A 19,036-nucleotide genomic window follows, 5' to 3' on the forward strand; every position below is an offset into this window, starting at 1 on the left:
CAGCAAGCGCAAAACGCGATGCCCGATAACGTTATCATGGCATCGCGTTGCTGGCTAAAGCACCGCGTGATCACAGCCGAGCATCACAGTTGACCATCACAACTGATAATAGCAAACCGGTTCGCCATTGACCGATAACGCGCGCTGCTCTCCGGCGGGCAGCTCGATATCGAGCCGGTGCCAGCCAGGCTTGAAATGCCCTTCGCTACAGCAGGTCAGCCTGATGTGCTGGTTGTCACTCTCCATCTGCCAATGTAGCCAAAGGGCATTGCCCTGCTGCCAGCCGAAGCTCTCGCCATCATCTTCAAACAGCAGCCCACTGGATTGGCCACACCCTTTGGTGGGGAACAGTTTCAGCGTGCGCTGGTTGTCAGCCTGGCGATCAACATGCGCTAACCGCTGTGACAGAGGCAAGCCAGCACCGGCACGTACCAGTAGGGGCAAACGTTCTAACGGAGCTTCCAGTGTGATGGTCTGGCCGCCACTGAACCACTGGCCGCTGTAAAAGCAGTACCAGCCTTCGCCATTGTCTGGCAGATAGACATCACGTTTTCTTGCTCCAGGTTCAACCACACTGGCGACCAGCAGATCACGGCCAATCAGAAAATCGTCACATTCACGGAAGGTGTGTTGATCATGCTGGTGATCGAGGAAAGTGGGGCGCAGCATCGGCTCGTTGTCGGCGTGTGCTTGCCACAGTAGGGTGTAGAAGTAGGGCAACAAGCGGTAGCGTAGGTTGATTGCCTCACGAATGGTCGCCGTCACCGCCGGGTACATCCACGGCTCATTGACACTGCCATCATCATTCCAAGAATGAATAGTAAAACGGGGATGCATCACACCATTTTGCACCCAGCGTACAAACAGCTCGGCATCCGGTTTGTCGCCAGAAAAACCGCCAACATCATGCCCGATGTTGTACAGGCCGGACAGGCTCATTCCCAAGCCCATGCGGATGTTATAGCGCAGTGTCTGCCAGTTGGTACGGTTATCACCACTCCAGGTCTGCACATAACGCTGCATACCGGCACAGCCGGAGCGGGAAATCAGATAGGGGCGCAGTGTTGGTGCAAACTCCAGTTGTGCTTCCATTGAGGCACGCATCATCAGTAGTGGCATCACTGGGCGGATGTGCTTGATGGCGATCGGTTTGCCAAAACCGTGACAACGTGCTTCACCATCCCAGACCTCATATTCGTTGTTGTCGTTCCAGGTAGCATCAATACCCATCTGCAACAACTGCTGTGTTACTCCCTGCTGCCACCAGCGCACGGTGGCCGGGTTAGTGAAGTCGAGGTGCGAGCCTTCATCATCCCAGAAGATTGAACGTTCTGGCTGATCGTGCTGTGAATCACTAATAAACAGCCCTTGCTGTGCGACTTGTTGATATTGCGGATGATCCTGTAGTAGACAGGGTTTGATATTGGCGGCCAGTTTCAGCCCAGCCTGGTGGAAGGCTTCAGTCAGCATCTTAGGCTGTGGAACCTTGTCGTAGTTCCAGTTAAACACATAGCGTTTATCATTAATCGAGGTGTAACCGGATGAAAGCTGGAACGAATCACAGGGAATGCGGTGTTGGTGGCACAGTTTAATAAACTGCTGTAGCTGCTGTTGGGCATCGGCGGCGTCGGTGTAATGCATGGTTGAGCCGCTGTAGCCGAGGCTCCATTTTGGCCCAAATAGCGTTTTACCGGTGAGCCGCACAAAAGCTTTGGTGACATCCAGCACCCGTGAACCGAGCAGCAGATAGTAATCGAGATCACCGGCTTCGGCTTGATAACGGCGATAAGGCAGGTGGTAGTTATCCAGTTCGTTACCCAGATCGAGCCAGCAGTTGCTCAGGTTGTCATAAAACAGGCCGAAACTTACTTCTGGGCGATAAGTGATGCTGAATGGGATGTGCTTGTAGAGTGGATCGGTGCTGGCAGCGTTGTAGCCCATGGCATCGAGGTTGCGCATCTCAAAGCGGCGGCCAGTGCGCTCCAGATCACCACTCTTTTCCCCCAGGCCGTAATAGCGTTCAGTGCTATTACGTTGTTGATAGTGCGCCACGCCGTCACCATGCGGATTAAGCAGATAGGCGCTGGTCGGGCGATCAGCCGTTAATGAGCGCCACTCTCCAGCTTGATTGCAATACTCCCACTCCAACCAGAGCGGTTGATGCACGGTCACCCGTAGTTGTGAACTGCTGATGGTGAGCGCGTTGTCATGCTGCTGTAGCTGGTAACCTGGCAGAGAGAAACCGGCGACACTGAGACGATCACGCCCCTCCCACGGCACATCCTGCTGCGGTGCAATGCTCCAGGTGCGATCCAGCGCCAATTCGCCGTGGCGCTTAATCAACACCCGGAACAGATCATTTTCCAACACATAGAGGCAAAACAGGTGTTGCTGATCGACTAACAGCTCAATGTGGTTAGCGTATTGTCCCGCCAGTGTCCAATGTTTTAACGTTTTCATAGGTAGTCAACTTAACAAAATAATTGAGGATTCTTTGCCATAGCAGGTGAGCTGTGCCAGCGGCGAGCGACAGACTGTAGACCAGCCAGGGTGATGCGGTGTGGACGAGCGTTGCGGGTAGTGAGACAACGCAGTGGCAGCTCGAGTAGATAACCGGCAAGAGGGTTAGAAGCGCTGTTGCCAATTGGCGATGGCCAGAGTGCAACCGATGGTGAGGGCATTGGCTTGAAATAAGCCAGACCAGGGTGCGATGGCAGCAATGGGGGATTCTCTATTCCCTGGTTAAATTTCACACACATCTGTTTCTCGTTTGCGTTGCTGTTGTGCAGTATTGACGCCCGACAGGATTGTCCATCGGGCTGGATACGATTACCACAGTGTTGCTGGCTAAAATACTCCAACTTGTCCTTCAACTCAACAGAATTGGCCTAATAAATAGCTAGATTGGTATACCAGTCGATGTGTGTGCTTAGTATGCTGCTGATTTGATATCGTGGCAGTGCTTAATCGCAGGATAAATAGCGCGGATTGTTTGTTGTTTGCTGATTTAACTTGCAGTTTACCTGTCTCTCACAGTAACGTGACCAGCTGGATATTGCTGATAAATTTGGAGGAAAATAGAGTGGCTACACCACATATTAACGCAGAAATGGGTGACTTTGCCGATGTTGTATTGATGCCAGGAGATCCTCTGCGGGCAAAATACATTGCCGAGACCTTCCTTGAGCAGGCGGTTGAAGTGAACAACGTTCGTGGCATGTTGGGTTTTACCGGCTACTACAAGGGACGTAAAATCTCCGTGATGGGTCATGGCATGGGGATCCCTTCCTGTTCGATCTACGCACGTGAACTGATTGTTGAGTTTGGTGTGAAGAAGATTATCCGTGTCGGCTCCTGTGGCGCGGTGCGTGATGATGTGAAATTGCGTGATGTAATCATTGGCCTTGGCGCTTGTACCGACTCTAAAGTGAACCGCATCCGGTTTAAAGATCACGATTATGCGGCAACTGCTGATTTTGACATGGTGCGTAATGCTGTCGATGCTGCTGCAGCTCAGGGCATTGCAGTACGCGTTGGTAATATCTTCTCGGCGGAGCTGTTCTACACCCCGGATCCGCAGATGTTCCAAGTGATGAAGCAGTACGGCATCCTGGGGGTGGAGATGGAAGCCGCTGGGATTTACGGTGTGATTGGTGAATTGCAGGAGGAGTTTGGCTGCAAAGCGATGACCATCTGTACCGTATCGGATCACATCCTGCGTCATGAAGCGACCAGCTCAGCGGAACGGCAGAGCACCTTCAATGAGATGGTAGTGATTGCGCTGGAGTCAGTCTTGCTGGGTGATCAGGCGTAATCTGTTGTTGCACGGCGCAGATTACTGCGCCGTTTTTAACCTGTTGCCATGCTTAAAACAGCAGGGCTAACCATAATGCAGACTTAGCCGATCAACGCTCTGTTTTCAGTTTGTTGCGCTCAGCGCGTGGTTTGATGTTTCCCCGTTTGGTTGTTACTGACGCACCGCTAGTGGTAGCCGTTGTCGTGGTTGCGTGAGTGGCAGTGACAGACGCCGCCAACGGACTGGTGACAACAGGGTTGGCCGCCTGGGTGTTGTTAATGTTGCTGTTAATAACGCCGCTACTGCTCGTATTGGCGTTCGGTATCGGCGTGGTCACTTTACTGCTGGTCGCGTTGTACGGTGTGTTGGCTGATTGGCTGCTATTAGCCTGGGTTGCCGAGCTGTTGGCGGTGAGCAGATAGGGCGATTGTTGCCAGCCAGTAGGTTGCCCCTGTAGCAGCGTGCGTGCCAGAACAATGCCAATCACCAGCGCCAGGATCAGCATTAGCCGAATCATATTGGTGGTGTTGTCAACCTGCTGTGACTCGGTAGCCAGCACGTGGGTGTCGAGGGTGACGCGCAGGAAACCCAGCAGCACATTATTGTTAAAAATCGGTTCGACCAGTTGACGGTTAAAGTAACTGCCAGGGCGTTTGCCATCGAGCGCCAAGCGATCACGCAGCACAATCTGTTCACCGGCATGAGCGATCAGACCGCCATCGACCTGATAAACACTGGCATCAAGAATACGGCTATGGAAAGTGAGTAGTTTCAGCGCACCATCGATACGATCGCTATCAATATTGCCAGCATCACTCATCAGCGGTGCCAGACTAAATGCCACCTGTTTGGTGAAAGTTTGTGCCAGCTCTTCAATCTGTTCTGATCGCGTCACTTGATGGTTCAAGCTAAAATAGGACGCGCCTTGCATTAACAGCACCATTAAGCCGAGGCAAATGAGTGCCAGGACACTGCGGTGCAGGTAGAATTTCAGTTTCGCTCTCGCCATCAGGCTTCCCTTAACGATTGGACACATTGTGTTGCCAGCGGCAACCACGCTAGGATAGTTCGGATGTGTCATTTTATTATGCAGCACTTTTAGGAGTTCAACATGCCAAATAGTCTCACCTACTGCGATCTTCCCCCGGAGATTGCGCAATGGCCGGGGCTTCCCCTCTCACTCAGTGGTGATGAAGTGACACCACTCGATTATCGAGCCGGGAATACAGGTTGGTTATTATATGGCAAAAAACTTGATAAACAACGTATTACGCAATTTCAGCGCAAATTGGGCAGTGCGTTGGTGATTGTTGCTGCCTGGTGCGTAGAAGATTATCAAATTGTGCGTCTGGCCGGTACATTATCTGCTGCGGCGAACCAACTGGCAACCGAGAGCGGGCTGGATGTGGCGGCATTGGGTAAAATTCCACATCTGCATGCCCCCGGCTTACTGGTGATGGATATGGATTCAACCGCTATCCAGATTGAGTGTATTGACGAAATTGCCAGGCTTGCCGGTGTCGGAGATAAAGTAGCCGCAGTGACGGAGCGGGCGATGCGCGGTGAACTCGATTTTGTCGCCAGTCTGCGTGAACGGGTAGCCATGTTAAAAGGTGCTGACGCCGCGATCCTGCAACAAGTGCGTGAAAATTTACCGTTAATGCCGGGTTTAACCAGCCTGATCGCCAAATTACAGGCGTTTGGCTGGCAGGTTGCGATCGCCTCGGGTGGCTTTACCTACTATGCCGACTACCTGCGTGACCAATTAAAGCTGGTGGCAGTTGCTGCCAATGAATTGGAGATCCGCGACGGTAAATTGACCGGTGCTGTGCTGGGGCCGATTGTTGATGCTCAATTGAAAGCGGATACGCTACGCGCACTGGCAGAACAGTTGGCGATCCCACTGCAACAGACCGTGGCGATTGGTGATGGTGCCAACGATCTGAAGATGATCCAGGGTGCTGGATTGGGTATCGCCTACCACGCGAAACCGAAAGTTGATCAGCAGGCACCGATCGCGATCCGCCATGCCGACCTGCTCGGCGTACTCTGTGTGCTGAGCAGTAGCCTGAAACGGCACGAGAGGTGATCCAGTGGCTAAAGCGGTAAAACGGGCGTTTGTCTGCAATGAGTGCGGAGCGGATTACCCGCGCTGGCAGGGTCAGTGCAGCGCCTGCCATGCCTGGAACAGCATCACTGAAATCCGTTTGGCAGCGGCTGCTTCGGCACGCGGCGAGCGTTTAAGCGGTTATGCCGGTGATGCCGGCGGCAGCAAAGTACAGAAACTGGCCGATATCAGCTTGGAGGCACTGCCGCGTTTCTCTAGCGGTTTTGCTGAGTTTGATCGTGTACTCGGTGGTGGAGTAGTGCCAGGCAGTGCGATCCTGATCGGTGGCAACCCGGGTGCCGGAAAGAGCACCTTGCTGTTACAGGTGCTGTGCAAACTGGCACAACAGATGAAAACCCTGTATGTCACCGGTGAAGAGTCACTGCAACAGGTAGCGATGCGTGCGCACCGCTTAGGCCTGCCGATGGCTGAACTCAACATGCTCTCGGAGACCAGCATTGAACAGATCTGCCTGATTGCTGAGCAAGAACAGCCGAAACTGATGGTAATTGACTCAATCCAGGTGATGCACTTGGCTGATATTCAATCCTCACCCGGTAGCGTGGCGCAGGTGCGTGAAACCGCAGCTTATTTGACGCGCTTTGCCAAAACTCGGGGAGTCGCGATCATCATGGTTGGCCACGTTACCAAAGATGGCTCATTGGCTGGGCCGAAGGTGCTTGAACACTGTATCGACTGCTCAGTGCTGCTTGATGGTGATGCTGATTCCCGTTTTCGCACCTTGCGCAGTCACAAAAACCGTTTTGGTGCCGTGAATGAGCTAGGTGTTTTTGCCATGACTGAACAGGGGTTGCGTGAAGTGAGCAACCCTTCAGCGATTTTTCTTAGCCGTGGTGAAGAGGTGACCTCTGGCAGCTCGGTGATGGTGGTTTGGGAAGGCACCCGCCCACTGCTGGTGGAAATTCAGGCATTGGTAGACCAATCGATGATGGCCAATCCACGGCGTGTTGCGGTGGGATTGGAGCAGAACCGTCTGGCGATCTTGCTGGCGGTGCTACATCGGCATGGCGGCTTACAGATGTCTGATCAGGATGTTTTTGTCAATGTAGTTGGTGGTGTCAAAGTCAACGAAACCAGTGCCGATCTGGCGCTGTTACTGGCACTGGTCTCCAGCCTGCGAGATCGTCCACTGCCGAATGATCTGGTGGTATTTGGTGAAGTGGGGCTGGCCGGAGAGATCCGCCCGGTGCCGAGTGGCCAGGAGCGCATCTCTGAAGCGGCGAAGCACGGCTTCCGACGTGCCATTGTGCCGCATGCTAATGTACCGAAAAAGCCGCCGGCGAATATGCAGGTATTGGGAGTGAAAAAGCTGGCTGACGCACTGAGTGCACTGGCTGATTTGTGACTTCGATGGCAGCGTTGTCAGGCTGGTCGCTGTATATACTACGCACCGCAACCGGGATGCTGTACACCGGCATTAGCACCGATGTCACGCGGCGGATCAGACAGCATCAAAACGGTAATGGTGCTAAGGCATTACGTGGCAAAGGGACATTAACTCTGTTGCTGCAGTGTGAAGTGGGTGATCATTCAACCGCGCTACAGTTGGAGTATCAAATCAAGCAGTTGAGCAAAAAACAGAAGGAGAGGCTAGTGCAGCAGGCGCCTCTCTCATTGAGCCAGTTACAGGCAGAACTAGGCAACACTTGAGTTAACAACCATCGACTTAAAAGCGATTGAAGGGGGCTGAATACTCGACCAGCCCTTGTAGGTTATCAAGTGCATTCTCTGCCAGCGGATAGACCAGAAAGGCTTGTTCTGTTCCAGGCCAGCGACAGTGCAGATGATGCTGTGTCGCCAGTTGAAAACCGAAACGTTGATAATAGGCGGCATCGCCTAGCACCACCACGGCGGCATAACTGAATTCGTTCAGCGCATCCAGCCCCTCATAGATTAACTGCTGCCCCAACCCTTGACCGCGCAGACGCTGATCTACCGCAATCGGCGCTAACCCAACCCATAGCCGATCCTCTCCGGCAACCTCCACCGGACTAAAGGCGGCATAACCCACCACCTGCCCCTCGTCATCAGTGGCAACAATCCCCAGTGTTAACAATCCCTCTTCACGTAGCTGCTGTACAAGCTCTGCTTCTGCACTGCTGGCAAATGCGCTACGTAACAGTGCGTCGATGCCTGGAGCATCAACCGGTATTTCGACACGAATTAGCATGATGGCACCACACGGTTAGACTGCACCGTGCCCTCCTGTAGACCCGCTTCAACAAAGTTAGCCAGTTGCAACAGCGTAATACGCAGTGGTGCTGGCATTTGATCCAGATCGATGGCATCGAGCAGATTTTTGACATACAGCCCCAGCTCGGTATCACCTTCGATCTGCAAGCGGCGTTGAAAGAACAGCGTATCGGGATCTTGTTTATGCGCGGCAATCAGGATCAGATCATTGGCATCAGCACTGAAGCTGACATCAGCCTGTGCCTGCTGGCGAACCACCAGCCGGTTATTCTCCAGCGTCATAAACCACTGCAACCCGAGATCGCGCACTTCAATTTTTAACCAGCGCGCTTCAAGAAACGCCAACTCACCTTCTGACAACGCCTGACGAAATTGCCAGCCCAACACCTGCTCTAACAACTGACGCTGTAAAGAGAATGGGGTGTATTTTAACGGGATACGCAACAGCGACGGTGCTTGCTGCACCATGTGTGCCCGCAGTTTTTGCAACACTGTGTTGACTCCTCTTAAATGTATTGCGGCTATTTTGCCATTCGCTGCCAGCATTGAATATCAACAATAGTGCAATTCATTTCGATATTCACTGTGCTGGTGTGATTTATCAAACATAGCCGGTTTTGTTGTTGCTGCTGAGTCTGGCTCTAAGCGTAGCTCGGCATTGTTAATGATGCACGGCGCGCTATTGCCAATAGAGACAGTAACACACTCGGCCAGTAAGCCAATATTCACCACGCTACTGAGAGAGCCAGCGCACATTCTGACAACGATTTTTTTGTGCTTGATCGCGCTTTTCTATCAACAAAATTGAACCTGAGCGCTGGCAGCAGATTGTGCAAGCGTCAATGCAGCCGATGTAGGCAGGTTACAAAATTTTCGTTGCTGCACAGCAAATTGTTTGTCTGTCCTTTTCTCGCAGCAGGCTCTTACTATACTGCCATTAGTTATCAGGATTATTGGCATCAGCGCCATCCCACCATGTTTCAGGAGAGATTGTATGACACAGAAAAGTTTTCATGCCGAACCCTTTGCCCTGCCATTTGATATTGCCAGCACCGCACTGGTGATGATCGACATGCAGCGTGATTTTGTTGAACCGGGTGGCTTTGGCGAGGCGCTAGGTAACGATGTTTCTTTTGTGCGCAGTGCGATTGAACCGTGCAAACAAGTGTTAGCCGCAGCGCGCCGTCAGGGCCTGCTGGTGATCCACACTCGTGAAGGCCACCGTGCTGATCTGACTGACTGCCCACCAGCAAAACTGACCCGTGGCGGCCAGACATTTATCGGCACCCATGGTCCGATGGGGCGCATTCTGGTACGTGGTGAAGCTGGTCACGACATCATTCCTGAACTCTATCCACAAGCGGGTGAGCCGGTGATCGACAAGCCAGGCAAAGGTGCGTTTTACCAGACTGATCTGCATTTGATCCTGCAAAATCGCGGCATTAAAACCTTGATCGTCTGTGGCGTGACCACCGAAGTCTGCGTCAACACCACCGTGCGTGAAGCCAATGACCGTGGTTACGAATGCATTATTCCGGAAGATTGCGTCGGTTCTTATTTCCCCGAATTCCAGAAATATGCCCTGGAAATGATCAAAGCGCAGGGCGCTATTTTTGGCTGGGTCAGCCATGCCGATGCCATTATTACTGGCTTGCAGGGTTAATCTCTCCACTAACTAGCTTGCAGGGAGATGGCCAACAGTGTTGGCCACACAGGATAAGTGTGATCCGCTAGCAAACGGTAAACAGGTACATGCGATGAGTGTAATGCAGAAAGTTTTTGCCAATCTTTATCAGGACTCGGTTTCGTTGATGCAGATCTCTGCGCAACTGAACAAGTTGCCTGGTATTGAGCAGGCTTCGGTAGTGATGGGCAGCGAAACAAACCTGATCCAACTGCGAGATGCAGGTTTGGACAGTGGTTGTCAGGCAGGGCCAAATGATCTGGTGATCGCAGTGCGTGGTGACGAGGCAGCCTGCCAGCAGGCATTAGAGCTTGCTCAGCAGCGGCTGACCAGTAAACCGCAGGAAAACAGTAGTGATGGGCCACGGGCGCCACAGTTAGTCAGCCTGGCGATGGCGGCTGAGCAGCAGCCGGAGATCAACCTGGCACTGATCTCAGTACCGGGTGATTATGCGGCGGCAGAGGCGATTAAAGCGCTCCATCTCGGCATGAATGTGATGCTGTTTAGCGACAATGTTAGCCTGGAGCAGGAGCGAGAAATCAAACTGTTGGCTGAGCGCAAAAATCGCTTAGTGATGGGGCCAGATTGCGGTACCGCGATCATCAATGGAATGCCACTCGGTTTTGCCAATGTGGTCAAAACAGGGGCGATAGGTGTTGTTGGGGCTTCTGGCACCGGCCTGCAAGAGGTCACTTGCCGTATTGATCAACTGGGTGCCGGTATCTCACAAGCACTCGGCACTGGCGGACACGATCTGCATGAAGCAATTGGCGGTATCTCAATGTTACATGGGCTGGAAGCACTGGCAGCCGATGCGGCGACACAAGTGATCGTACTGATCTCAAAACCGCCGGCACGTCCAGTCGCAGAACGTATTTTGCAACGCGCCCAAGCCTGTGGTAAGCCTGTGGTAGTCAACTTTTTAGGTGCTGCGGCTGAAGAAGTCGCGCGCAGCGGCATCACGGTTGCCAATACCCTGGCCGATGCGGCTGAACTGGCGGTTGCGCTGTTAAATCACCAAGCAACGCCGGTTTCGGTAGCACAACTGCCGGCACAACATCGCCAGATGCTGCAACAGGCTAGCGCACAACTCCCGGCGGATCGCCGCGCGATCCGTGGTGTGTTTGCTGGTGGCACTTTCTGCTACGAAGCGCAGCTACTCTGCCAGCAGCAAGGGTTCATGGCCACCTCCAATACCCCGGTAAAAGGCAATCTCCGGCTGGAAGATATCTGGCACAGTTTTGGCCATACCCTGATCGACATGGGGGATGATGATTTCACGCGTGGCCGACCACACCCCATGATCGATCCTACCCTGCGTAACCAGCGTATTGCCGCCGAATTGAATGATGCCGATACCGCAGTGGTACTGTTTGATCTGGTATTGGGTTATGGCGCAGCGGCAGAACCGGCAACAGAACTGCTCGACGTGCTGAAACAGCATCACACTCCTCAAGGGCCAGTGTTGATTGCCCATGTTTGTGGCACAGAGGCTGATCCGCAGCAGCGTTCGCGCCAAATTTCAGCACTGCGTGAAGCGGGAGTACTGATTGCCGGTTGCAACGCACAAGCTGCGTTGTGGGCAAGCGAGATTGCCGGTATCCAGGCGGAGAAAAACGGAGAGACAGCATGAACCCACTATTCCAACAACCACTCAAAGTGGTGAACGCCGGATTAGCCGGTTTTGCCGAAAATTTAAAGCAAGCACAAGGTGATGTGATACCACTACAGTGGCAGCCACCGGCAATGGGCAATATTCAGGCTGGCCTGGATCTGGCGGCATTGATTGCGCACCCGTTGGTCGAGCAGGCGAACCAAATCGCCTTTGAGCGCTATTTGAGTGCTCAACCGGTATTGGTGGACGTGATGAGCGCCGCAGAAGCGATCACCGCGATGCAGCAACGCAAACTGATCCTGCACTCCGGCCCACCGATTGCCTGGCCAGAGATGTGTGGCCCGGTACAAGGGGCGATTATTGGTGCGATCCTGTTTGAAGGTTGGGCGGCAGATCACCAGGCTGCTGAGCGTCTGGTACTGGATGGGCAGGTCGATCTGGAGCCGTGCCACCACCATCAGGCGGTGGGGCCAATGGCTGGGATTATTAGCCCTTCAATGCCAGTATGGGTAATTGAAAACAAAACCAACGGCCAGCGTGCATTTAGCAATTTTAATGAAGGGTTAGGCAAAGTCTTGCGCTTTGGCGCCAATAACGACGAAGTACTACAGCGCCTGCACTGGATGAAGCAGGAACTGGCACCGGCGTTAAAACAGGCGGTGCGCCAACTGGGTGAATTGGAACTGAAACCGTTGATGGCACAAGCACTGCACATGGGCGATGAGGTACACAATCGCAATGCAGCGGCGACAGGGTTGCTGATTAAACGCCTGATCCCCGCGTTGCTCAGTAGCCAACTGCCGCTGGAGACTCTACAGCGTGTGATGGCCTTTATTACCGGTAACGATCACTTTTTCCTCAACCTATCGATGGCTGCCTGCAAAGCGATGATGGATGCAGCCGCCAATGTGCCATACAGCTCAATGGTAACCGTAATGGCGCGTAACGGGGTTAACTTTGGCATTCGTCTCTCAGGCACAGGCGAGCACTGGTTCCAGGCTCCGGCTAATGCGGTAGAAGGGCTGTTCTTCCCTGGTTTTGGTGTCGATGATGCCGCTGCGGATTTGGGTGACAGCGCGATCACGGAAACTGCCGGGGTCGGTGGTTTTGCCATGGCCTCCTCACCGGCGATCGTCAAATTTGTCGGTGGCACGCCAGCCGATGCCACCAACAACAGTCGGCGAATGCAGGCGATCAGCCTAGGTGGCAACCCCGCATTTACCTTACCGGCACTCAACTTTGCGCCCACTGCAGCCGGGATTGATGCCCGTAAAGTGGCAGATCGTCAGATCCTGCCAGTGATCAACACCGGTATTGCACATAAGCAGGCCGGAGTAGGGCAGATCGGTGCCGGTATCACCACCGCACCCATGCCCTGTTTTGTTGACGCTATCAGTGCATTGGCAAAAACATTACCGGCAGGAGAATCAGCATGAGCCGACCATTAGCCGTTGTCGCCGTGGGTGGCAACGCTTTAATCCAGGATGATAAACACAACAGCATTCCCGATCAGTATCAGGCAGTGGTTGCCACTGTGCAGCACGTGGTTGAGATGATCGAAGCCGGCTGGGATCTGGTGCTAACACACGGCAACGGGCCGCAGGTGGGTTTTATCCTGCGCCGTTCAGAGTTGGCGCAAGAAGAAGTCGCACCGGTACCGCTTGATTATGCAGTGGGTGATACACAGGGCGCGATTGGCTACATGTTTCAGAAAGCGCTGCATAACGAATTGCAGCGCCGAGGGATCCAACGGCCGGTAGTGACGGTGGTGACACAAACACGGGTCGATGCTGATGATGCTGCGTTTCAACACCCGAGTAAGCCGGTCGGGGCTTTTTTCGATCAGCAGACGGCACTGCTGCGCCAACAGCAACTTGGTTGGACAGTGATGGAAGATGCCGGACGCGGTTGGCGTCGCACGGTACCTTCACCGATGCCGCTGGCGATTATTGAGCGGGATGTGATCGCACAGCTATTGGCACAAGGTTGTATTGTCATCGCTTGTGGCGGGGGCGGTATTCCGGTGGTGCAGGATCAGCAGCAGCAACTGCGAGGCGTCGAAGCAGTGATCGATAAAGATCTCGCTTCTGCACTATTGGCTGAGCAACTGGGTGCTGATCTGCTGATGATCCCAACCGGAGTCGAGCAGGTCGCGATCAACTTTGGCACCCCAGAACAGCAGTGGCTGGATCATTTAAGCATTGAACAGGCGCAGCAGTTGCTACAACAAGGGCAGTTTGGTGCTGGCAGTATGCAGCCAAAAGTAGAAGCGATTTTACGTTTTGTTATTAACAGTGAACAACAAGGTAAGCCAGGTCAGGGTTTGATCACTAGCCCACAGGCGATCAAAGCCGCTTTGAACCGTCAAACTGGCACCTGGATTGGCCACTCACTTTAAGCAGGAAACACGATGAGTCAGACAACGTTAGTGGCAGTTAACGGCACCTTGATGCGCGGTTTGGAGCTAAACGGCAATATGACCGCCGCCGGTGGTGTATTTGTGCGCGAAGATAAAACCGACGCGCATTACCGCATATGGAGTATCAATGATCGCCATCCGGGCATGATCCGAGTGCAACAGGGGGGCGTTTCTGTTGATCTGGAACTGTGGCAACTGCCGTTAGCATCATTTGCGACGCTGCTGTTGAGTGAACCGGCTGGGCTGTCGATCGGTAAAGTGAAGCTACAGGATGGTAGCGAAGTACTGGGGGTGTTGGCAGAACCCTGGTTGGTTGAAGGGCAAAAAGAGATCACTGAACACGGTGGTTGGCGTCACTACACCGGTGAATATTTCGCCAGTTAACGCGGCCTCGCTCACTCGGTGAACGCTAACCGGGTGAGCGGATCTGCGTTTAGTCACAAGGAATCATAGTTATGCGTAAAACAGCTCAAAGCAGTAACACCGCCTCCGGTATGCAGATTGCGATGATCCTGCTCGGGATTGCCGTCACACCGGTGCTGATCTCCTCTTCCAGTCTGGGTAGTAAGCTCTCCAGCACCAATTTGATCACGGTGGTGGCACTCGGCGGCCTGATCTTAGCGATCATTTCAGCCATCACTATCTGTGTCGGTGAAAGGGCACGTTTGCCAACCTACGGAATTGTCAAATATTCATTTGGTGAACGCGGAGCGGTGGCGATCAACATCTTAATGGCAATCTGCCTGTTTGGCTGGATCACTGTCACGGCGAATGCATTTGGCAGCTCGGTGCAGGATCTGCTGGCACAACATGGCATTAATCTGCCGTTACCGCTGCTGGTGGCGATCGGCTGCTGTATCTTTGTCGCCTCAACGGCGTTCGGTTTCGCCGTATTAGGCAAAGTGGCGCAAATTGCGGTACCGATTATTGCCCTGGTGCTCTGCTATATCCTCTATGTGGCGCTACAGGGAGAGGCGGAAGTGGTAACAAAGGTCAATAACATGGACATTGGCGTGGCGGTCTCGACCGTGGTCGGCACGATCATTATGCTGGTCACCACGCTACCCGATTTTGGCAGCTTTGTGCATAACCGCAAACATGCGCTGATTGCAGCCATTAGCACCTTTTTGGTCGCCTACCCGCTGCTCTATTGGGTAGGGGCAACACCCAGTGCATTGAGTGGCAGAGATTCGCTGTTGGCTGCGATGGCGGTGTTTGGTGCGGTATTGCCGGCGGCACTGTTGCTGATTTTTGCCTGTATCACCGGTAACGCTGGCAACATGTTCCAAGGAACACTGGTGGTTTCCACGCTGTTGAGCCGTTTTCCCAAATGGCAGATCACTCTGGCACTGGGGGTGTTGTCGGCGATTGTTGGCAGCATGAATGTCAAGGAGGTGTTTATCCCGTTCCTGCTGTTCTTAGGCATAGCAGCCCCCCCTGTTGCAGGCATCTATATTGCTGATTTCCTGCTCTATCGCCGTGCCGGTTATCAGGAGAGCGTGCTGACTAATGAGCCGTCGATCAAACTGCTCACTTTTGTCGCCTGGGCGGCAGGATCAGCGGTCGGTTTTATCACGTTTAAAGGGATGTTTACTTTAACTACCATTCCTTCGGTTGACTCGATCCTGATCGCCTGTCTCTGCTACGCGCTACTGAGCCGTTTTAATCGATAGCCAGTGAAGGCGGGTGCCTGGCAATCGATGCCAAGCACCTTTGCTGGTTTTATAACGCAGTGTGGAAAGTGTGATCAGGTGCGAACACTTTCCACGCTGAGGACGTTGACCCTCCCCCGCTGATTTGCAGGTTCATCCACTCCAAACTCGTTGCCGCCCCCCCATTTCATCACCGCATTTCAGATGCAGTTGGGTTAATAGCGCATTGCCAACACTACTGCCAATTTCTGACAGCGTGATGTTGGATACTGCTCAAGGTCACCTAATGTACTTTAAGGATGTTTGAGATGAACGATAGCAAAATTACCCTTTATACCCACCCAATGTCGCGTGGTCGTACCGCACGCTGGTTACTGGAAGAGTGTGAGGCCAGCTATGAAACCGTGGTGCTCGATTATGGCCCGAGGATGAAGAGCAATCAGTATCTGGCGATCAATCCAATGGGCAAAGTGCCAGCACTGGTGCACGGCGAGAGCGTAGTGAGTGAATTGGCGGCAATTTGCTGTTATTTAGCCGATCTGTTCCCAGAAAAACAGTTGGCACCGGCAGTAGGCAGTGTTGAGAGGGCGACATACTATCGTTGGCTGTTTTTTACCGCTGGGCCTTTGGAGTCGGCTTTTATGGGTAAATTGCTCGGCAGTTTGGTCAGTGCCGAGCAAGCCGCTATGGTGGGTTATGGTAGTTATCAATTGACGATGGATACATTGGAGTTTGCTATCAAGCAGGGCGGGCGTTACCTGTGTGGCGAGCAGTTCACCGCAGCGGATATCTATCTGACCGCCTGCATTAAATGGGGTATGGATAAAGGGGGTATTGAAAGACGGCCAACCTTCGAGCGTTATATAGCGCCGATCCTGCAGCGTCCAGCCTATCTGCGCGCCGCAGAGATGGATAACAAGCTACTGGCAGATCATCCATTCCCGGGTTAACACCGGTTGCTGGCAGATAAAAAATGCGCTCCGTTGGAAGCGCATTTTCAGTGGTTGGTTGCGGCAATTAAGCGTCGAACGGATCACGCAGTATCATGGTTTCACTGCGATCAGGCCCGGTGGAGATAATGTCGATGGGCACGCCAGTTAACACTTCAATCCGTTTAATGTAGTTGATCGCGGCTTGCGGCAGTTGCTGATACTGCTTAACGCCAAAAGTGGTTTCACTCCAGCCTGGCATGGTTTCGTAGATTGGTTCGATACCTTCCCAGCCTTCAGCAGCCAGTGGGGTGGTGGTGAGTTCACGACCATCCGGCATACGGTAGCCAACGCAGATCTTCACCTCTTTTAAACCATCCAGCACATCCAGTTTGGTCAGGCAGAAGCCCGACAGTGAGTTGAGTTGAACTGCCCGGCGTACTGCAACCGCATCAAGCCAGCCAGTACGGCGACGGCGACCCGTTGTAGCACCAAACTCATTGCCCTGTTTGCACAGATATTCACCGACTTCATCAAACAGCTCAGTCGGGAATGGCCCCGCCCCGACGCGTGTTGAGTAGGCTTTGACAATCCCCAATACGTAGTCGACATAACGCGGCCCGATGCCTGAGCCGGTGGCGACACCACCGGCGGTGGTGTTGGAGGAGGTGACATAAGGATAGGTGCCGTGATCAATGTCGAGTAGAGTACCTTGGGCACCTTCAAACATGATCAGATCACCACGCTTGCGCGCCGCATCGAGCAGTTCAGAAACATCGACCACCATTGCAGTTAAGATGTCGGCGACAGAGAGCAGGTAATCAAGCGTGGTTTGGTAGTCAACCGCTTCTACCTGATAGTAGTTGACCAACTGGAAGTTATGATAATCAATGATCTCTTTCAGTTTGACAGCAAGAGACGTTTTATCAAACAGATCACCGACACGCAGACCGCGCCGTGCTACCTTGTCTTCATAAGCTGGGCCGATACCGCGCCCGGTGGTGCCAATCGCTTTCACGCCACGCGCTTTTTCACGCGCATTATCTAACGCGACGTGATAGGGCAGGATCAATGGGCAGGCTTCGGAGAGCAGCAACCTTTCGCGTACCGGGATGCCGCGTGCCTCGAGTTCACCCATCTCTTTCATCAGGGCATCGGGCGCTACTACCACACCGTTGCCGATGATGCTGGTGACATTCGCACGTAAAATACCTGAAGGAATTAAATGAAGAACGGTTTTTTCACCGTTAATGACTAGCGTGTGTCCTGCATTGTGGCCACCTTGGTAGCGCACAACATATTGAGCCCGTTCAGTGAGCAGGTCTACGACCTTTCCCTTACCTTCGTCACCCCATTGGGTGCCCAGCACGACGACGTTTTTACCCATTTTCACAATCCCGGTTGCTTAAAAAGCGATTCTAACATCGTCATTTATCAGTTTCAGCTCTTTTAATAAATAGTTGGTTGTTTTTTGCTCAAGTATTTTGCCGTGTAGACAGCGTTATTGCGGGGCGAATTGCAGTGTGCACAGATTAAAAAGGCCCGCATAACGGGCCTGACTGTTTTGTACTACACGATCACACTAAGCTGTGACTGTCATTGGCAGATCAGCGATTGCGTGTCGGGGTTGCTGATTTCATATAGCGGAAGAAATCGCTGTCTGGGCTAAGCACCAATACATCCTGATTACCTTCGGCAAAACTGGCTTTGTAGGCGCGCAGGCTGCGAACAAAGAAGTAAAAATCAGGATCTTGTTTGAAGGATTCGGCAAACAATCTGGCAGCTTCAGCATCACCCGCACCACGGGTGATACGTGCCTGGCGCTCAGCCTCGGCCAGTGTGCGGGTGACTTCATAGTCAGCTGCCGCGCGCAGTTTTTCCGCTTCTTCCTGCCCTTGTGAGCGGTGACGTCGTGCTACCGCTTCACGTTCAGCACGCATACGCTGGAAGATCGCTTCAGAGACTTCGGTCGGCAGGTTGATCTGCTTAATGCGTACATCAACGATTTCAATCCCCAGAGCGGCCATACTGTTTGGATTAACAGGCAGTTGTTTGCCTTGAGTCTCTTGTTCAACCCGTGCAACCGCCGAGCCAATCGCATCATCGGCCTCTGTGCTGGCATGATTATCGCCATCACCGTCGGTGCCGGCATTGAGTGCGTCACGTACATCAGACATCAGACGACCACGTGAATCGGTAACGATATCACGTACATTCAGGCGACCAATTTCTGAACGCAAGCGGTCACTGAATTTACGTTTGATCAGCACTTCTGCCTGAGAAATGTCACCCCCACCGGTTGCCAGATAGTAGCGGCTGAAGTCACTGATGCGCCATTTGATGAAAGAGTCAACGATCAGATCTTTCTTCTCACTGGTGACGAAGCGATCTGCCTGGTTGTCCATGGTCTGAATGCGTGCATCAAGTCTTTTGACGGCATCCATAAATGGCAGCTTGAAATGCAGGCCAGGGGCATAGACTTGAGGATGGTTGTCACTGTCGCGCAGTACCTTACCAAAGCGCATCACGATGCCACGCTGGCCTTCGTGTACCACAAATAGCGAGGTGTAAAGTATCGCCGCAATGATGGCGATGATAATTAGAAAAGATTTACGCATCG

At 53.0% G+C, this 19,036-nt stretch carries 17 protein-coding genes and 1 pseudogene; 11 read left to right on the forward strand and 7 right to left on the reverse strand.

The features are described from left to right. Positions 1–96: 96 nt before the first annotated feature. Both EOJ37_RS03560 and EOJ37_RS03565 read right to left on the reverse strand, forming a co-directional pair. Entirely contained in the window at positions 97–2,460 is a 2,364-nt protein-coding gene (locus EOJ37_RS03560; RefSeq protein WP_127957877.1) for a glycoside hydrolase family 31 protein, read from the reverse strand. 11 nt (positions 2,461–2,471) lie between these two features. Further along, complete coding sequence (locus EOJ37_RS03565) at positions 2,472–2,753, reverse strand: hypothetical protein (RefSeq protein WP_155522475.1); 282 nt, start codon at positions 2,751–2,753, stop codon at positions 2,472–2,474. A gap of 329 nt (positions 2,754–3,082) precedes the next feature. Here EOJ37_RS03565 and deoD point away from each other — a divergent pair, with 329 nt between their 5' ends. Beyond that, positions 3,083–3,814, forward strand: a complete 732-nt coding sequence (deoD, locus tag EOJ37_RS03570; protein WP_127957881.1) for a purine-nucleoside phosphorylase — start codon at positions 3,083–3,085, stop codon at positions 3,812–3,814. A 340-nt stretch (positions 3,815–4,154) separates the two neighbouring features. Here deoD and EOJ37_RS03575 read toward each other — a convergent pair. Then, positions 4,155–4,805, reverse strand: a pseudogene (locus EOJ37_RS03575) (YtjB family periplasmic protein); the annotation flags it as partial. A gap of 102 nt (positions 4,806–4,907) precedes the next feature. On the opposite strand from EOJ37_RS03575, the gene serB reads away from it, so the two are divergent. From serB to EOJ37_RS03590, 3 genes are read left to right on the forward strand one after another with little or no spacing between them, the layout of a single operon-like run. Then, positions 4,908–5,885, forward strand: coding sequence for a phosphoserine phosphatase (gene serB, locus EOJ37_RS03580; RefSeq protein WP_127957885.1), 978 nt, complete (start codon positions 4,908–4,910; stop codon positions 5,883–5,885). A 4-nt stretch (positions 5,886–5,889) separates the two neighbouring features. Further along, positions 5,890–7,269, forward strand: coding sequence for a DNA repair protein RadA (radA, locus tag EOJ37_RS03585; protein WP_127957887.1), 1,380 nt, complete (start codon positions 5,890–5,892; stop codon positions 7,267–7,269). A 5-nt stretch (positions 7,270–7,274) separates the two neighbouring features. Beyond that, entirely contained in the window at positions 7,275–7,574 is a 300-nt protein-coding gene (locus EOJ37_RS03590; RefSeq protein ID WP_162473649.1) for a GIY-YIG nuclease family protein, read from the forward strand. Between the two features lie 16 nt (positions 7,575–7,590). Here EOJ37_RS03590 and EOJ37_RS03595 read toward each other — a convergent pair whose 3' ends face one another. Continuing rightward, positions 7,591–8,094, reverse strand: coding sequence for a GNAT family N-acetyltransferase (locus tag EOJ37_RS03595; RefSeq protein WP_127957889.1), 504 nt, complete (start codon positions 8,092–8,094; stop codon positions 7,591–7,593). Beyond that, a complete protein-coding gene (gene ubiT, locus EOJ37_RS03600; RefSeq protein WP_127957891.1) occupies positions 8,088–8,609 on the reverse strand; it encodes a ubiquinone anaerobic biosynthesis accessory factor UbiT in 522 nt (173 codons plus the stop codon). Before ubiT ends, EOJ37_RS03595 begins: the two co-directional genes overlap by 7 nt. Before the next feature lie 502 nt (positions 8,610–9,111). On the opposite strand from ubiT, the gene EOJ37_RS03605 reads away from it, so the two are divergent. The 7 genes from EOJ37_RS03605 to EOJ37_RS03635 all read left to right on the forward strand — a co-directional run bounded on the left by EOJ37_RS03605 (position 9,112) and on the right by EOJ37_RS03635 (position 16,437). Then, positions 9,112–9,780 (forward strand): cysteine hydrolase family protein, encoded by a 669-nt coding sequence (locus EOJ37_RS03605; protein WP_127957893.1) that lies wholly within the window; start codon positions 9,112–9,114, stop codon positions 9,778–9,780. Positions 9,781–9,874: 94 nt separating this feature from the next. Then, positions 9,875–11,434: an acyl-CoA synthetase FdrA gene (gene fdrA / locus EOJ37_RS03610; RefSeq protein WP_127957957.1), complete on the forward strand. Its 1,560-nt coding sequence runs from the start codon at positions 9,875–9,877 to the stop codon at positions 11,432–11,434. Beyond that, on the forward strand, positions 11,431–12,852 hold the full coding sequence (locus tag EOJ37_RS03615) for a YlbE family protein (protein ID WP_127957895.1): 1,422 nt from the start codon (positions 11,431–11,433) through the stop codon (positions 12,850–12,852). Before fdrA ends, EOJ37_RS03615 begins: the two co-directional genes overlap by 4 nt. Further along, positions 12,849–13,814, forward strand: coding sequence for a carbamate kinase (arcC, locus tag EOJ37_RS03620; RefSeq protein ID WP_127957897.1), 966 nt, complete (start codon positions 12,849–12,851; stop codon positions 13,812–13,814). The genes EOJ37_RS03615 and arcC overlap by 4 nt, the downstream gene beginning before the upstream one ends. 12 nt (positions 13,815–13,826) lie before the next feature. Further along, a complete protein-coding gene (locus EOJ37_RS03625) occupies positions 13,827–14,219 on the forward strand; it encodes an allophanate hydrolase-related protein (protein WP_127957899.1) in 393 nt (130 codons plus the stop codon). A 71-nt stretch (positions 14,220–14,290) separates the two neighbouring features. Continuing rightward, on the forward strand, positions 14,291–15,508 hold the full coding sequence (locus tag EOJ37_RS03630; protein ID WP_127957901.1) for a cytosine permease: 1,218 nt from the start codon (positions 14,291–14,293) through the stop codon (positions 15,506–15,508). 287 nt (positions 15,509–15,795) lie between these two features. Beyond that, positions 15,796–16,437, forward strand: a complete 642-nt coding sequence (locus tag EOJ37_RS03635; RefSeq protein ID WP_127957903.1) for a glutathione S-transferase family protein — start codon at positions 15,796–15,798, stop codon at positions 16,435–16,437. Between the two features lie 67 nt (positions 16,438–16,504). On the opposite strand, the gene EOJ37_RS03640 is transcribed toward EOJ37_RS03635, so the two are convergent. Both EOJ37_RS03640 and hflC read right to left on the reverse strand, forming a co-directional pair. Next, positions 16,505–17,803, reverse strand: coding sequence for an adenylosuccinate synthase (locus EOJ37_RS03640; protein ID WP_127957906.1), 1,299 nt, complete (start codon positions 17,801–17,803; stop codon positions 16,505–16,507). A 220-nt stretch (positions 17,804–18,023) separates the two neighbouring features. After that, complete coding sequence (hflC, locus tag EOJ37_RS03645; protein WP_127957908.1) at positions 18,024–19,034, reverse strand: protease modulator HflC; 1,011 nt, start codon at positions 19,032–19,034, stop codon at positions 18,024–18,026. Positions 19,035–19,036 lie beyond the last annotated feature (2 nt).

The organism is Serratia microhaemolytica, from assembly GCF_004011885.1.
Taxonomy (GTDB): Bacteria; Pseudomonadota; Gammaproteobacteria; order Enterobacterales; family Enterobacteriaceae; genus Serratia_G; species Serratia_G microhaemolytica.

Coding starts and splice junctions, on each gene's coding strand:
- EOJ37_RS03615 (WP_127957895.1), top strand. CDS start 11,431: ATGAACCCACTATTCCAACAACCACTCAAAGTGGTGAACGCCGGATTA.
- fdrA (WP_127957957.1), top strand. CDS start 9,875: ATGAGTGTAATGCAGAAAGTTTTTGCCAATCTTTATCAGGACTCGGTT.
- EOJ37_RS03560 (WP_127957877.1), bottom strand. CDS start 2,460: ATGAAAACGTTAAAACATTGGACACTGGCGGGACAATACGCTAACCAC.
- EOJ37_RS03595 (WP_127957889.1), bottom strand. CDS start 8,094: ATGCTAATTCGTGTCGAAATACCGGTTGATGCTCCAGGCATCGACGCA.
- EOJ37_RS03630 (WP_127957901.1), top strand. CDS start 14,291: ATGCGTAAAACAGCTCAAAGCAGTAACACCGCCTCCGGTATGCAGATT.
- EOJ37_RS03640 (WP_127957906.1), bottom strand. CDS start 17,803: ATGGGTAAAAACGTCGTCGTGCTGGGCACCCAATGGGGTGACGAAGGT.
- EOJ37_RS03590 (WP_162473649.1), top strand. CDS start 7,275: ATGGCAGCGTTGTCAGGCTGGTCGCTGTATATACTACGCACCGCAACC.
- EOJ37_RS03625 (WP_127957899.1), top strand. CDS start 13,827: ATGAGTCAGACAACGTTAGTGGCAGTTAACGGCACCTTGATGCGCGGT.
- serB (WP_127957885.1), top strand. CDS start 4,908: ATGCCAAATAGTCTCACCTACTGCGATCTTCCCCCGGAGATTGCGCAA.
- hflC (WP_127957908.1), bottom strand. CDS start 19,034: ATGCGTAAATCTTTTCTAATTATCATCGCCATCATTGCGGCGATACTT.
- EOJ37_RS03605 (WP_127957893.1), top strand. CDS start 9,112: ATGACACAGAAAAGTTTTCATGCCGAACCCTTTGCCCTGCCATTTGAT.
- arcC (WP_127957897.1), top strand. CDS start 12,849: ATGAGCCGACCATTAGCCGTTGTCGCCGTGGGTGGCAACGCTTTAATC.
- EOJ37_RS03635 (WP_127957903.1), top strand. CDS start 15,796: ATGAACGATAGCAAAATTACCCTTTATACCCACCCAATGTCGCGTGGT.